The 15,390-nt window shown below is 69.1% G+C and carries 10 protein-coding genes; 3 read left to right on the top strand and 7 right to left on the bottom strand.

The genetic code is table 11. The features are described from left to right. Positions 1-93: 93 nt before the first annotated feature. Positions 94-2,598, bottom strand: a complete 2,505-nt coding sequence (locus tag ACXJ3V_RS12575; protein ID WP_457100653.1) for a glycoside hydrolase family 3 C-terminal domain-containing protein — start codon at positions 2,596-2,598, stop codon at positions 94-96. Beyond that, positions 2,595-4,655 (bottom strand): beta-galactosidase, encoded by a 2,061-nt coding sequence (locus ACXJ3V_RS12570; RefSeq protein ID WP_457100652.1) that lies wholly within the window; start codon positions 4,653-4,655, stop codon positions 2,595-2,597. Before ACXJ3V_RS12570 ends, ACXJ3V_RS12575 begins: the two co-directional genes overlap by 4 nt. Before the next feature lie 70 nt (positions 4,656-4,725). On the opposite strand from ACXJ3V_RS12570, the gene ACXJ3V_RS12565 reads away from it, so the two are divergent. The 3 genes from ACXJ3V_RS12565 to ACXJ3V_RS12555 are packed head-to-tail and all read left to right on the top strand — an operon-like array spanning position 4,726 to position 8,718. Next, positions 4,726-7,110 carry a glycosyl hydrolase family 95 catalytic domain-containing protein gene (locus ACXJ3V_RS12565; RefSeq protein ID WP_457100651.1) on the top strand — a complete coding sequence of 795 codons (2,385 nt, stop codon included), beginning with the start codon at positions 4,726-4,728 and terminating at the stop codon, positions 7,108-7,110. After that, positions 7,104-8,099, top strand: coding sequence for a LacI family DNA-binding transcriptional regulator (locus ACXJ3V_RS12560; protein WP_457100650.1), 996 nt, complete (start codon positions 7,104-7,106; stop codon positions 8,097-8,099). Before ACXJ3V_RS12565 ends, ACXJ3V_RS12560 begins: the two co-directional genes overlap by 7 nt. 10 nt (positions 8,100-8,109) lie before the next feature. Beyond that, positions 8,110-8,718: a DUF624 domain-containing protein gene (locus ACXJ3V_RS12555; protein WP_457100649.1), complete on the top strand. Its 609-nt coding sequence runs from the start codon at positions 8,110-8,112 to the stop codon at positions 8,716-8,718. Between the two features lie 51 nt (positions 8,719-8,769). Here the strand turns inward: ACXJ3V_RS12555 and ACXJ3V_RS12550 are convergent, their stop codons facing one another. The 5 genes from ACXJ3V_RS12550 to arfA form a co-directional block, all read right to left on the bottom strand. Then, complete coding sequence (locus ACXJ3V_RS12550; protein WP_457100648.1) at positions 8,770-10,533, bottom strand: ABC transporter substrate-binding protein; 1,764 nt, start codon at positions 10,531-10,533, stop codon at positions 8,770-8,772. A gap of 41 nt (positions 10,534-10,574) precedes the next feature. Continuing rightward, the gene (locus ACXJ3V_RS12545; RefSeq protein WP_457100647.1) at positions 10,575-11,531 is read right to left on the bottom strand and encodes a carbohydrate ABC transporter permease; all 957 of its coding nucleotides are present in this window, start codon (positions 11,529-11,531) and stop codon (positions 10,575-10,577) included. A 13-nt stretch (positions 11,532-11,544) separates the two neighbouring features. Then, positions 11,545-12,534 carry an ABC transporter permease gene (locus tag ACXJ3V_RS12540; RefSeq protein ID WP_457100646.1) on the bottom strand — a complete coding sequence of 330 codons (990 nt, stop codon included), beginning with the start codon at positions 12,532-12,534 and terminating at the stop codon, positions 11,545-11,547. Between the two features lie 222 nt (positions 12,535-12,756). Continuing rightward, a complete protein-coding gene (locus tag ACXJ3V_RS12535; protein ID WP_457100645.1) occupies positions 12,757-13,839 on the bottom strand; it encodes an arabinan endo-1,5-alpha-L-arabinosidase in 1,083 nt (360 codons plus the stop codon). Positions 13,840-13,844: 5 nt separating this feature from the next. Next, complete coding sequence (gene arfA / locus ACXJ3V_RS12530) at positions 13,845-15,356, bottom strand: arabinosylfuranosidase ArfA (protein ID WP_457100644.1); 1,512 nt, start codon at positions 15,354-15,356, stop codon at positions 13,845-13,847. Positions 15,357-15,390: the final 34 nt, after the last annotated feature.

Genomic DNA, 15,390 nt, shown 5'->3' with positions numbered 1-15,390 from the left:
CGTTTCTGACGAGCCGATACGTTCCGAACCGTCAGTACCGTATCAGCTCGACAAATCCGTATCGGCTCGTGGGGTGGGCCGGGGGAGGGCGAGTCAGGGTGCGGTGACGCGCAGGTCGGTGCGCACCGGGAGGTCCCAGGCGCTCGGGCCTGATGCGAGGGTGTAGCCGCCGGGTTGCACGCGCAGCGCGCCGGCGTGCAGCCAGTCATCGGTGGCCCCGTCGAGGCGCACGGCGTCGTCCCACACCGCGAGCCGGGCGACGGGGAACACCACCTCGACATCGCGGCTCTCGCCCGGCGCGAGCCGCACCCGGCGATACGCGACGAGCAGGCGCTGCGGTGTGGGGATCGGGAGCGCCTCGAGCGGCTGCGCGTACACCTGCACGAGCTCGTCGACCTCGCGATCGCCGGTGTTGCGCACCCGCACCGCGACGCGCACGACCTCGTCGTCCGCGCGGGGCTCGAACCCGGCGTGGCGGTGCGTCGCCGGCGGTGCCGGCACCTCGGCCTCGGCGAGCGCGACGGACTCGTACTCGATGCGCCCGTAGGTGCAGCCGTGCCCGAACGCGAACCGCGGCGCCTCCGGCTGGTGCCGGTAGGTCGCGCCCTGGCGGAGGGTGTCGTAGTCGAAGAGGTCACCGGCCTGCGCCTCGGTGTCCGGCCAGCTCTGGGCGAGACGACCGGTGGGCTCAGCGTCGCCCGAGAGCACGTCGGCGATACCGTGCCCGAGCTCCTGACCGCCGTGGCTCGACCACACGACGGTCTCGGCATCCGCCACTCCATCGCCGAGCACATACGGGTAGCTCGACACGATCGTCAGCACGGAGCGGGGGTTCGCCTTTCGGGCCGCGCGCCACAGGCCGACGGCGGCGTTCGGCAGGTAGAGGTGCGGACGATCCTCGGTCTCGCGGCCCGCCAGGTGCGGGTCGTTGCCGACCGCGACGACCACGACATCGGCGCGAGCCGCCGCCTCGGCGACGGCCGCCTGCCCCGAGCGGATCGTGCGGACGCCGAAGCGCTCGGCGGCCTCGAGGGTCACCGCCTCCGCGGCGAGCAGCCCCGAGTCGCGCATCACCCGCAGCCAGCGGCCCGAGCCGAGGTGCAGCAGCGACCAGGTGCCGTCGGCGTGCACGTGCCGGCGGAAGCTCTCCTGCACGACCCAGCCGCCCACCCGGTCAGCGTCGGCGCGCACCGGCCACGCGCCGCCGGTCAGCAGGCGCCCGCTCGCGTGGGAGCGGAGGGTCAGGATGCCGTCGCCCCAGTCGGTGACGTCGAACCAGGTCTCCTCGCCCGCGGCCGGGGCGGCGGCTTCGACGACCGAGCCGTCTTCGGAGACGACGACATGGCGTCCGTTCGAGGACGCGCGCAGCGCGACGGTGTCGGCGCCGGTCACGACCTCGACCTCGGGGTACCGCTCGGCGAGCGCCGCGCCGATGCCGATCGCGTAGGGCGGTGTGCCCGCGTACCAGTCGGTGAGGACGAGGTCGGCGAGCGGCCCGACGACAGCGACCCGTGCCGGCGACGCGAACGGCAGCAGCCCGGCATCGTTGCGCAGCACGACCACCGAGCGCGTCGCCGCCTCCCGGGCGAGCTCGCGGGCGGCGGGCAGGTCGATCGCATCGACGTCGATCCCGCGATACGGGTCGTCGTCGCCGTCGAACTCGCCGGTGCGGATTCGCAGCTCGAGCAGATGCGTCACGGCGACGTCGATGTCGTCCGTCGTCAGCAGCCCCGCGGCGAGCGCCTCGCGGAGGTAGCCGATCGTCGGGGCGGCATTCGCGTCGTTGTCGGTGAACGAGTCGAGACCGCTGCGGACGAGGGCCGCCGTCGCCGCGACATGGTCGGGCTGGGCGCGCTGTGTCGTGACGAGGAAAGTCGGGGCCCCGGCATCCGACACCACGGCGATGGATTCGTCGCTCCACGTCCGAGCTTCGGCCACGAGCTCGGGCTGGGTGTGCGCAGGCGCGCCGTTGACGCGGTTGTAGGCGAGCATCAGCCCGCCGCCGACCCCGGCCTCGATCGCGCCGCGGAACGCGGGCAGCTCCTCCTCGTGGAGGGTGCGCAGCGAGAGCTCGGAGTCGGTCACCGAGCGGTCGGTCTCGTTGTTGTAGCCCAGGAAGTGCTTGAGCGCGGGCACCGTGCGCCACACCCGCGGGTGGTCGCCGCGCAGGCCGCGGGAGTATGCCGTTCCGAAGTACGCGGTGAGGTGCGGATCCTCCGAGTAGCCCTCTTCGTTGCGTCCCCACGCCGGATGCCGGAGCGTGTTCACGACCGGAGCCCACACGTTCAGGCTCACCAGGGGGTTCTCGGCGTGCTTCGCACGCACCTCGATCGCCGCGACCTCGCCGACCTTCGCGATGAGGTCGGCATCCCAGGTTGCGGCGAGCCCCACCGGCTGCGGGAAGACCGTCGCCCGGCCGAGCCACGCGGCGCCGTGGAGCGCCTCGCACCCGGTGCGGAACTCGGCGAGGCCGAGCCGCTCGATCGCGGGGGCCGCCTGATGCAGCATCGCGAGGCGCTCGTCCGGGGTGAGCCGGTCGAGCAGATCCTTGGCGCGAACGGCGAGGGGCTGGTCGATCTGGCGGAACGTGAACGTCACTCTGGGAGCCTTTCGATGAGAACAGCGGCGGACGTGGGCGCCAGGGTGATCTGGCCGTCGACGTCCGCGTCCGTGAGGAGATCGCGCAGAGGCCCGGACACTGTCACGTGCCTGACCTCCGGCCCGTGGTTGAGGAGGAAGAGCGCCGGTCCGCGCCGCACCGCCTCGACGTCGTCCGGGAGCACGCGGTCAGCCGCGACGCCGACCACCCCCGCGGCATCGAGCGCGTCGTCGATCACGGCGGCGAGCACATCGTCCGACACCACCGCGCCGACGTACCACGCGGTGCCGGCTCCGACGCGGTGCCGGGTGATGGCGGGCGCACCCTCGAGATGCCCGGGCCCGAACCGCGCGAGCACGTCGGCGCCCTCGGCGCGCAGCCGCTCGCCGAGGATGCTCGCCGAGCGCGCGTCGACGGCGATCGTCGGCCCCGACGCCCAGTCCGGCTCCACCGTCAGCGCCGTCGGCTCGTCGGTCAGCCCGACCCACTCCTCGCCGCTGACGGCGACCAGGTCGCGCAGCAGGACAGGCGATCGTCCCTGCAGGATCCCCGCGTTCGCGTCGGCGACCCCGGAGAACGGGCCGATAACGACGCTCGCGCCATCCTCCAGCGCGGCGCGGACGGCGGCCGCGGCATCCGTCTCGACGATGTACGACTGCGGCAGGAGCACTACCCGGTAGCGGGAGAGGTCATCGCCCGGGCGCACGACGTCGGCGGCGATGCCCCGCCGCCACAGTGCACGGTGCCACCGCTGCGCCTGCTCGAGGGGGTCGAGTCGCTCCGTCACCATCCCCGGCTCCGTTCCGGCCCACCACGACGGCCAGTCGAAGAGCAGGGCGACGGATGCCTCGACCCGGGCACCGGTGATCTCCCGCAGGCGCTGCAGATCGGCCCCGAGCGCGCAGACGCCCTCGAAGACCTCGGTGTCGGCGCCGGCGTGCGGGAGCATCGCGGAGTGGAACCGCTCGGCGCCGGTGCGGGCCTGCCGCCACTGGAAGAAGCACACTGCGTCGGCACCGCGCGCGACCGCCTGGAGGGAATCGAGCCGTGCGCGCGGGGGGGTCTTCGGCAGGTTGTGCGGGCGCCAGTTCGTGGCGCTGATCGCCTGCTCCATGAGCACCCACGGCCGCCCGCCGCCGAGGGAGCGCATCAGGTCCTGGATCAGCGCGGTGTCGGACGAGACCGTGGCGGATGCGTGGTCGGGATACTGGTCGTCGGCGATGACGTCGACCTCGTCGGCCCACGACCACAGGTCGGTGAGCGGCTGGAACCCCATGAAGTTCGTCGTGATCGGCTGGGTCGCGCCGGCGGCGCGGATCGCGTCCCGCTGCTCGGCGAAGCAGCGCACCAGCTGGTCGGAGGTGTACCGGCGGAAGTCGAGCGACTGGGCCGGGTTGACCAGGTACGGCATGCGCCGCGGCGGCAGCACGTCGTCGAAGTCCCGGCAGCGCTGCGACCAGACGAGGGTGCTCCACGCCTCATTCAGCGCGTCGATCGTGCCGTACCGCGCCCGCAGCCAGAGCCGGAACTCACGCGCAGCCTCCTCGCCGAAGTCGATCTGGCCGTACTCGTTGCCGACATGCCACATCCGGACGGCGGGGTGATCGACGTACCGGCGGGCCAGGTCGGTCGTGATCGCCAGCGCGTGCTCGCGGTAGACCCGCGACGCCGGGGTGAACTGGTTGCGCGACCCGGGGATCAGCCGCACGCCGTCGCGGTCGACCGGGAGCGTCTCGGGGTGGTCGATGCCGAGCCACGGCGGGGGCGACGCGGTGGGCGTCGCGAGGTCGACGGCGATGCCGTGCGCGTGCAGCAGGTCGAGCACTTCGTCAAGCCAGCCGAAGTCGCGCGCGCCCGGCGTCGGCTCGATGCGGGCCCAGCTGAACACGCCGACGGTCACCAGGTTGACGCCGGCCCGCACCATGAGCTCGGCATCCTCGCGCCAGACTTCCCGCGGCCACTGCTCGGGGTTGTAGTCGCCGCCGAAGCAGATCCCGAGATCGCGCGTCAGAGTCGCCAGTGCGCCGTCATGGGACGGTGTCGTAGGGGTTGACATGGAGCGGGAACCTCTTCATTGTGGTTTCGAAGCGCTTCAACACCAAGACCATATACTTCGGGTTGTGAGGATGTCCACGCAGAGTCGCGAACTGCACGAACTGCGCGCGTCGACGCCCGCGCACCGCTGGATCGAGGCCTACCCGGTCGGCAACGGCATTCGCGGCGCGATGTGCGCGGGCCTGGTGGGCGGCGAGCGCCTGTGGCTCAACGACACCACCGCATGGTCGGGCCGGGCCGATGCCGATCCGCTGGACGGCGCCGCGGACCGCGGGCCCACAGCCCTCGAGAATGTGCGCACCGCGATCGCCGATGGCGACATCGCCACGGCCGAAGAGCTGCTGATGCGGATGCAGACCCCCTGGACACAGGCCTATCTGCCGCTCGGCGGGATCGACATCGGCGTGCTCGACGCGGGCGGTGCCGAGGTCACCGCAGATCCGTCGGCCGAGCGCCGCCTCGACCTCGCAACGGGCGTCGCGAGCCATGAGTACCGCGTCGGCGGCGAGACCGTGCGCCACCGCACCTGGGCGGACCTGGTGACCGGGGCGATCGTGCACGAGGTGACCGCCGCCACGCCGGTGCGGCTGCGCGTGCGCATCGACTCGCTCCTGCGGCGGCGCGCCGCGGCGTACGGGAACGACGGCGACCTGGTGGCCGAGTGGCTCCTTCCGGTGGATGTCGCACCCGGCCACGAGAGCCCGCCCGAGCCGGTCCGCTACGACGAGCGCAGCGGCCGCCACGGCGCGATCGTCGTGCGCAGCTTCGTCACGGGCGCCATCGCCGACGGCACGCTCACCACGGCCGCAGCGACGGCCCAAGTGCTCACCATCGCCACCGCCACCGCGCCATCGCTCCCTGGTGACCCCGACGACGAGCGCGATGCCGCGGGCCGCGCGAAAACCCTGCTCGACAGCATCCTCCCGGACGCCGATGTGCCCGCCTTCGCCGCCGGACTGCACGATGCGCACGCGGCCGCTCACGGCGCGCTGTACTCGCGCTGCCTGCTCGACCTCCCCTCTCCCGAAGGCGCCGCGGACCTCGACACCGTGGAGCGCGTGCACCGCGCCCAGGAGCGCCCCGACGAGGGACTCGCGGCGCTCGCCTTCCACTACGGCAGGTACCTGCTGATCGCGTCGTCGCAGCCGGGGGGCCTCCCGGTGACCCTGCAGGGGCTGTGGAACGCTGAGCTGCCCGGCCCGTGGTCGAGCGCCTACACCGTCAACATCAACACGCAGATGGCGTACTGGCCTGCTGAGACTACGGGGCTGGCGGAGTGCCACGAGCCGCTGCTGCGATTCGTGCAGCGCCTCGCCGGCCCCACCGGCACGGCGGTGGCCCGGGAGCTCTACGGCGCCGATGGCTGGGTCGCCCATCACAATTCGGATGCCTGGGCCCACGCCGCGCCGGTGGGCGCCGGCCACGGCGACCCGGCCTGGGCGAACTGGTCGCTCGGCGGGGTGTGGCTCGCGCTGCACCTCTGGGATCACTACGCCTTCGGGGCCGAGCTCGACTATCTGCGCGACCAGGCGTGGCCGGTGCTGACCTCGACGGCGCAGTTCGCCATGTCGTGGATCAGCGGCGACGACTCGCGCGCGTGGACGAGCCCGTCGACCTCCCCGGAGAACCACTACGTCGACGACGATGGCCACGTCCGGGGGGTCGCCACGACCGCGACGATGGACGTCGCCCTGCTGCGCGAGCTCGCCGCGGTGTGCCGGCAGGCCGCCGCCGTGCTGGGCGACGACGCACCGTGGGTCGCCGCCCTCGAGGCGCGCACCGAGGCCCTGCCCGACCCGAGCGTGTCCGAACGCGGCGACCTGCTCGAGTGGGATCGGCCCAGGGTCGAGTCCGAGCCGCTGCACCGTCACCTGTCGCACCTGGTCGGCCTGTTCCCGTACGCGCAGATCACCCCGACCGGCACGCCCGTGCTCGCGGAGGCCGCCGCGAACTCGATCCGGCTGCGCGGTCCCGAATCGAGCGGGTGGTCGCTCGCGTGGCGCGCCGCCATGCAGGCCCGGCTCCGCGACGGCGAGGCCGTGCACGCCCAGCTGCGGCTCGCGCTGCGTCCGTCCGAGCCGAGCGCGGCCGCGCACCGCGGCGGCGTGTACCCCAACCTCTTCAGCGCCCACCCGCCGTTCCAGATCGACGGCAACCTCGGGCTGACGGCGGCGATCGCCGAGGCGCTCATGCAGTCGCACCACGGCACGATCGCCCTGCTCCCGGCGCTGCCCCCGCAGTGGCCGCGCGGTTCGGTGCGGGGCCTCCGGGCACGAGACGGCGTGCTGGTCGACATCGACTGGGACGAGGGACGACTTTCTCGCGCGCGGCTGAAGGCGACGGCACGAGCCACGACAATGAAGGTGACCGATCCGGATGGGGCGATCGGCACCTACGAGCTCGCACCTGGGGCGATGGTCGAGATCGACGAAGCAGAGCGGAGATCCACATGGTGACGATCGCGGACGTTGCTGAGGCGGCGGGGGTGTCGATCTCGACGGTCTCGTACGTCATGAGCGGCAAGCGGGCGATCTCGCAGCAGACCCGTGACCGCGTGGAGCTCGCCATCGACAAGCTGGGCTTCAGCCCGCACGCCGGAGCGCGTTCGCTCGCCTCCCGCTCCACCAACGTCATCGGGCTGCAGGCGCCGCTGCGCTCTGGCGTGGATGTGCACGTCATCATGCAGATCGTCACCGGCGTGGTGACGCAGGCGCGCCTGCACGGCTACGACATCCTGCTGCTCGCGAGTGACGACGCGAAGGCGCTCGAGCGCGCCGCGCGGGGGTCGATGGTCGACGCCCTGCTGCTGATGGATGTCGAGTCCGACGATCCGCGCATCGATACGCTCATCGGCCTCGGTCATCCGAGCGTCCTGATCGGCCTCCCGTCGGGGCGGCGCGCGATCCCGTGCGTCGACTTCGACTTCGAAGCGGCGGGCTGGCTGGCCGTCGACCGGCTCGTCGCGCTCGGCCATCGCAAGCTCGCCCTGATCGGGTCGCCGCCCGAGGTGATCGCCCGGCACACCTCGTATGCCGACCGCCTGACCCGCGGCTTCCTGGCCGCGTGCGAGGCCAACAAGGTCACCGGCATCGTGCACTCCTGCCCCAGCAGTGCGGAGGCGACCGCCGTCGTCGACGAGGTGATCGCCGACGACCCGGGCATCACGGGCTTCTTCGTCCACAACGAGGGCGCGCTGCCGCACGTCGCCCCACACCTGGCCGAATACGCTCGTCGGCGCGCCGACGCGATCTCGGTCGTCGCGCTCTGCCCCGAAGACGTCGCGAAGTCCGTGCCGGGGCTCGCCGACAGCATCGCGGTGCCTGCCGAAGCGATGGGCGCCGCGGCGACCGACATGATCTGCGAGATCCTCGCGCACGCCGCCAAGCCGACCGTCCGCCTGCTGCCGCCCGCGCTTTCCGGCGGTCTGGCGATCGCCCCGAAGTGACGGCATCCGCATGAGAATCGATCCCGAGAGCAGAGCTCTGAGCGGAGCGAGCGCCTTCATCGCCTTCGTCGCGCTGAACGTCGTCTACCTGGTGTGCTGCCTCCCGGTCGTCACGATCGGCATGGCCACGAGCGCCCTATTCGAGGTGATGCTGCGCTACTCCGACGACGAGCGCGGAAGCATCGTCAAGGACTTCTTCCCCGCCATGGGCCGCAACGCGCTGCGCGGGACCGTCGTCTTCCTCGCGCTCGGGCTGCCCATGACGGCGCTCCTGTTCGCCGGGACGTTCTGGGTCGCAGCCTCGAGCGTCGTCTCGGGTGCGGCGGCGATCGTCGCGTTCCTCGGCGCGCTGTACCTGTTCGCCGCCCTGCTGCACGGCCTCGGCCTGGTCGCGAACTTTCACACCACGATCCCGCGGACGCTGAAGAACGCCCTGCTGCTGCCGGCCGCCGAGCCGCTGCGCACGGGTGCGCTCGTGCTCATCCCGCTCGCGGTGGTGGCGATCACGGCCGTGTTCCCCGTCTTCATCGTCATCCTCCTCACTATCGCGTTCTCGTTCGGCGCGTATGGCGCGGCCTTCGTCTTCCGCGGTGTGTACGCGCGCCACGTCGAAGAGTGAAAGCGGGGCCCGGAGATCGAATCTCCGGGCCCCGCTCACAATGACCTGAGGTCAGCCGAACTTCGTGGCCACCTCGACGCGGGCCGCGTCCTGCGCCTTGGCGTTGTCCATGTCGACCTTGAGGACCTTGTCGTAGCCGAGGCCGTTGACGGTGTCCTGCAGCTGCTTGAGCAGCGAGTCGAACTCGCTGTCGCTCGATGCGAACGACATCTTCCAAGAGAGCTCGACGATGCTCGCCTTGATCTGATTGCGCAGGGTCGAGATCTCCGAGCTGTCGGCCGGGGCGACATAGCCGGAACCGGGCGCCACCGCGACCTGATCGGCCTTCACCAGATAGTCCATCGTGCTCGTGGCGTCATCCATCTTGCTCGACCAGTCGGTCGACACCGGGTTCGCCGTCGACTCCTGGTAGGTCGGCCAGAACTGATAGCTGAAGGGCTGCCCCGTCGCCTCGTCGACCTGGATCGGGAGCACGGTGGTGACGTTGAGCGCCGATGCGCCGTCCTTGTAGGTGCCGCCGCCCCACTCTTCGGGAACCTTCGCGCTGCCGTCGCCGAGAAGCGCCTCGCGGCCGAAGTCGCTGAGCTCAGGCTCGTTGCTGGAGTTGAGGTCCCACGTCAGACCCTCGGGACCCGCGGCGCCCTGCGTCTGGCTGTTGTTCGAGTACGTGCCCTCGGCCGAGTAGAGCCAGTCGATGAACGCAGCGATGCGCTGCGGGTCCTTGGCCTTCGAGCCGATCGCAAAGATCTGCTTGCCGCCGTAGACCGATGCTCCGTACGAGAAGATCGTCTGGTCCTTGATGGGGGCGATCTCGAAGCCCTTTCCGGCGGCCAGGTTGGCCTCCGTGTTGAAGGCGGGCTGCGCCTGCCATGGCCACGGCGAGAAGAGCACCTGTCCGTTCTGGAACTTCGAGAACAGCGTGTCGTAGTTCTGCGTCGTCGAGTCCGGGTCGAGCAGCCCCATCTGGTTGGCCTCGTAGAAGAAGTGCAGCGCGCGCACGTACTCGGAGTCCGAGTCGACGATGCTCTGATAGTCCGAGCCGTCGGCCTTGGCCAGTACGAAGCCCATCTCGTCGTAGCCGTAGAACGTCGTCGGCTGCTTCGCGTTGTTCATCATGTTGCCGTCCCAGTCCTTGAACAGGGAGAGGCCGTACGTCTTCCCGCCGTTGTCCGCGGTCGGCTGGAGATCCTGCATCTTCTTGAGGACCGGCAGGATGTCTTCGAGCGTGTTGATCGGCGGGTATCCGAGCTGCTTGTACAGATCCCAGCGGATCATCGCGCCGAAGGTCGAGCTGAGCCCTTCGCTCGGTTCGGTCGGCTTGATGGTCGAGACCTGGGTCGGGAACCCGAAGACGCCGTCCTTGCCGTCGTTGACCTTCTGCAGCGCCGCGTCGAACACCTCCGCGTTGCTCATCTGCGTGTAGTAGTCGGAGGCGTCGATGACGAGACCGCCCTGGACGAGCTGGTCGAACTGCTTGCCCTGGTCGGTGATGATGAGGTCGCCCAGGTTGCCTGCCGCGACGCGGGTGTTGTAGAGCGTGTCACCGCCGCCCGCGACGTTCGGGGCGATGATGTTGAGCTTCATGTTGAACTTGTCTTTGACGATCTTGGCGAACCAGCCCTGCTGGACACCCATGTAGTTCGCCAGACCGTCGAACACGTCGATCGTGATCTCGTCATCCCACTTGGTGGGGAACGGGCCCGACGCGTCGCCCGTCGTGCTCGCCTGCTCGCCTCCGAACAGGGAGCACCCGGTCAGCGAGAGGGCCACCACCGCGGTTGCGGTGGCTGCGGCCAATATCCTCTTGAGCTTCATTGCTATTCCTTTCTTGGTGATGTGGTGCCCGGTCGGCGTCGTCAGCCCTTGACGGCGCCCAGCATGATGCCCTTGACGAAGAATCGCTGGAAGAGCGGGTAGATGAAGATGATGGGGAGCACGACGAGCACCGAGACCGTCATCCGGATGGATGTCGGTGTCTGAGACGTGGCGGCCCCAGCGATCGCAGAGAGGTTGCCACCGGCGTTCTGTGCGGCCGACGCGAGACTCGACGCCTGGTTGATGAACATGTAGAGCAGGTACTGCAGCGTGTACAGGCTCTGGTCGGTGACGTAGATCAGCGTGTCCTGGAACATGTTCCACTGCGTCACCGCCGAGAAGATGGCGACCGTCGCGAGGATCGGGGTCATGTTGGGCAGGTAGATGCGGAAGAAGATCTGGAGGATGTTCGCACCGTCGACCTCCGCGGCTTCCTGGAGCGTTCGCGGCATCGACTCGACGAACGTCTTGACCAGGATGATGTTGAACGGCTGCACGATGAACGGCAGCACGTAGACCCAGAAGTTGTTGGTCAGGCCGAGCCCCTTCATGATGATGAAGACGGGGATCAGGCCGGCGCTGAAGTACATCGTGATGATGGTGAAGCGGTACCAGAAGCTCCGCCCCCACATGCGCTCCTGCGTGAACATGAAGCCGAGGAACGCGGATGCCAGCACCGTCGCCGCTGTGCCGATCACGGTGCGCGCGACCGAGACGGCTGCCGCCATGGGCAGCCCCTGCAGCTTGAAGACCTCGGCATAGTTCGACAGGTGGATGTCGATGGGCCACAGCCGCACGTCGCCGAGCGCCGAGACGTCGTTCGCCGAGATCGAGTTGATGATCAGGTAGTAGAACGGGTACGCGCAGATGAGGGCGAAGACCGCGAACGCCGTGTAGTTGAGGATCGCGAATGCCCAGTCTCCGGACGTGCGGGGCTGGCGCACCGCACCGGTGGGACGGGGCGCCTTCGTGAAGGTCGTTTTCGTGACGAAGCTCATCGTGGTCCGCCCCTCAGATGATCGATGCGCCGCGCACGCGCTTGGCGATGACGTTGACGGTGAGCAGGAGGATGACCGAGATGAGGCTCTTCAGCATGCCGATCGCAGTCGCCATCGAGAGGCTGTTGCCCGTGATGCCGATGTTGTAGACGTACAGGTCGAGCACCTGGATGTACTGCTTGTTGAACGCGTTCTGGAACACGTAGTACTGCTCCATGCCGTTGTTGAGCAGGTTCGCGATCGAGAGCATGAGCAGCACGATGTAGGTGGGCATGAGCTGCGGCACCGTGATGTACCACATCGTCTGGAAGCGGCCGGCGCCGTCGAGCTTGGCCGATTCGTAGAGCGACGGGTCGATGCCTGAAATCGACGCGAGGTAGATGATGGCGCCCCAGCCGAGGCCCTTCCACAGGCTCCAGAGCAGCATCGTGCCCCACACGAACTTGTCAGTGTCGAGGAAGTGAATCGGGGTGGTGATGAGCCCGGCGTCCTGAAGCACGTCGTTGACGAGCCCGCTCGACGAGAACAGCGAGAACGCGATGACGTAGACCAGCACCCAGGAGATGAAGTTGGGCAGCGTCGTGAGGGTCTGCACCGAGTTGCGGAACCGGGAGGACCGCACCTCATTGAGGAACACCGCGAATGCGAGCGGCAGGAGCGACGTCGCGATGCCGAGGAAGCTCATCGCGAGCGTGTTGATGAGCACCTGTCCGATCTGCTGCAGCTGAGTCGGCGAGTCGAACAGGAGCCGGAACCACTGCAGCCCGACGAATTCACTGCCCTTGAGCCCGAGCGCCGGCTGGTAGTCGTACAGCGAGAAGATCCAGCCGTAGAGCGGCAGGTAGGAGAACAGGAACAGCAGGATCATGAACGGCAGGATGCACACGAAGAGCCAGAACGACTTCTTGTACCCGCGGGGTCGGCGGGTCTTCCGCTCCGTCCGCTGGCCGCGCTTGTCGAGGTTGGCGACCGCAGCCTCCCTGATGACGGTCTGAGTCGTCATCGAGACACCTCGCCCAACATGAGCACTGTGCCGTCGCTTCCCGGACGTCGGTGCATGTCGTCACTCCCTCGTGTACGTGGCTGGCAGGCGCTCCGTGGGAGCGCTACCAAGGTGGATCAACGATCGAAGCGCTTCGATGTCGAACCGCTTCGATAGCGAGAGTATGCGCACTTCCCTCGCGGCGTCAAACATTCTTTTGTAACGCCCAGGTAACGTTTCCGATCACCAGTGGGCGATCGGCCAGCCTTCGGAGTCCCAGCCGAGCGGGAGCAGCGCGAGCTGAAACGCCCCGTTGTGGCGGCCGTCGTAATAGTGCACGGCGAGCGTTCCGTCCGCCGCGGACTGCCCGCCGGGGCCGATGTGCACGCCGCCGTCGCCGTCGAGCACACTCGTGCCGCCGCCCTCGAGCAGGGCGACGCCGTCGCGATCGAAGTACGGCCCGGTCACCTCATCGGCGCGGCCGACCATCACGTGGTAGGTGCTCGCGAGCGCCTGGCAGCAGGAGTCGAACGAGACGAACAGGAAGTAGTCGCCGTCGTGCTCGACCACGTACGGCGCCTCGATGGCATTGGGGGGCACACCCCGGTCGGCGAGGCGCAGCGGCTCCGCGGCATCCGCTCGCTTGCCATCCGGCCATTCCAGGGCGACCACGCGGATGCCGCTCCAGAACGAGCCGAACGCCATCCAGGGTTCGCCGGCCGCGTCGACGATGACACCGGGGTCGATCGCGTTGAAGTCGTCGGCGGTCGTCGAAGCGAGCACCTCGCCGTGATCGACCCACTCGTAAGCGGAGTCGTCGGGATCGAGCGTCGTGTTCGTGGCGAGCGCGATGACCGATGTGTTCTTCCCGAAGGTGGACGCGGCGTAGTACAGGTACCACGTGCCCTCGTGCTCGATGAGCTCGGGCGCCCAGAGGTTCGAGACGCCGGGGACGGCCTCCCCCAGCCAGTCGGGCTTGTGGGCCCAGACCTCGCCGCGGTACTGCCAGGTCAGCCCGTCGCTCGATGACCGGATCTGGATGTTGCCGTCGGCCACGTTCTGGCTGCCGGTCGAGTACACGTACTCGACGTCGTCCGCTACCGCGAACGCAGGGTCGTGGGCCGAGAGATCGCCGGTCAGCTCCCGCGCACCGGCGGGCGGTGGCTGCGCGGGCGCGCAGCTGGCGAGCGCGACCATGACCATCCCGGCGACCACCGCACGGGCAACCCCGCGCCACTTCGCACCGAAACCACCGACTCTCGCCGAATCCACCCGTTTTGAGCGGCTCAACTGGGTGGACTCGGCGAGAGTGAGTGGTTTCGGCATGAGGGTCAGCCGAGCGAGATCGCCGTCCACGACACCGGCGGCAGGGTCACGGTGAGTCGGTTGCCGTCGAGGACGGCGGACTCGTTCGCCTTCAGCCCGACCCGCTCGGGGTGCTCCAGCGTGTTCGCGGCGGAGCGGTCGTCGTCCCAGAGCGAGAGGGCCTCCCGCACCGAGAGGCCGTCGAGCGCCGAGATGTCGACGGTGACCTCGTGGGCCTCGGTCTGGTCGCGGTTCACCAGGAAGAGGGCTGTGGCCCCGGTCTCGGGGTCATGGGTGGCCACGGCATCCAGCAGCGGCACTTCGCCGTAGACCTCGGTCGTGTAGGTCGGCGATTCGAGGCGCACCTCGAGCGAGTGCCCCACCGCGAGGCGCGAGGTCGTGGCGAACGGGAAGAAGGTGGTCTGCTTCCACGCGATGCCGCCGGGCTCGGTCATGATCGGGGCGATGACGTTGACGAGCTGCGCGAGCGAGGCGCTCGTCACCCGGTCGGCGTGTTTGAGCAGCGAGATCATGAGGTTGCCGAAGACGACAGCATCCGCCACCGAGTAGGCGTCTTCGAGCAGGCGGGGTGCGACCGGCCAGTTCTCGACCCCCTCGATCTTGTCGACGCCGTGGTAGCGGTCGATGTACCAGACGTTCCACTCGTCGAACGAGATGTCGATCTTCTTCGTGCTGCCCTTGACCGCGCCGACGTGGTCGGCGGTGGCGATGACCGTCTCGATGAAGCCGTCCATGTCGACGGCCGAGGCGAGGAAGCTGCCGAGGTCGCCACCCTTCTCCTCGTAGTACGCGTGGCAGGAGATGTAGTCGACATCCTCATAGGTGTGGTGCAGCACGACCCGCTCCCACTCGCCGAAGGTCGGCATGTGGGCGCTGGAGGAACCGCACACCACGAGCTCGAGCCCGGGGTCGACCTGGCGCAGCGCCTTGGCCGTCTGCGACGCGATCTTGCCGTAGTCGTCGGCTGAGCGATGGCCGAGCTGCCATGGGCCGTCCATCTCGTTGCCGAGGCACCACATGCGCACGTCGAACGGCTCGGTGCGTCCGTTGGCCACCCGGCGGTCGGACAGCGCCGTGCCGCCCGCGATGTTCGAGTACTCGAGCAGGTCGAGCGCCTCGAGCGTGCCGCGCGTGCCGAGGTTGACGGCGAGCATGAGCTCGCTGCCGACCTTGTCGAGCCACGACGAGAACTCATGCAGGCCGACCTCGTTGGTCTCGGTCGAGTGCCAGGCGAGGTCGAGGCGGCGGGGTCGCTCCGCGCGCGGTCCAACGCTGTCCTCCCAGCGGAAGCCGGAGACGAAGTTGCCGCCCGGGTAGCGGATGGCCGACACGCCCAGTTCGCTCACGAGGTCGATGACGTCCTCGCGGAAGCCCTCGGCATCCGCGGTGGGGTGCCCTGGTTCGTAGATGCCGTCGTAGACGCACCGGCCCAGGTGCTCGACGAAGGAGCCGAAGAGGCGGCGGTTGATCGGTCCGACCGCGAAGCGGGGATCGATGGTGAGGCGTGCGGAATGCATGGAAAATCCTTCGTGTCCGAAATCGGTACGGGTG

This window comes from Microbacterium sp. P5_E9 (assembly GCF_054049175.1).
The sequence above is the reverse complement of the archived record's forward strand: the minus strand, read 5'-3'. Positions and strand labels throughout refer to the sequence as shown.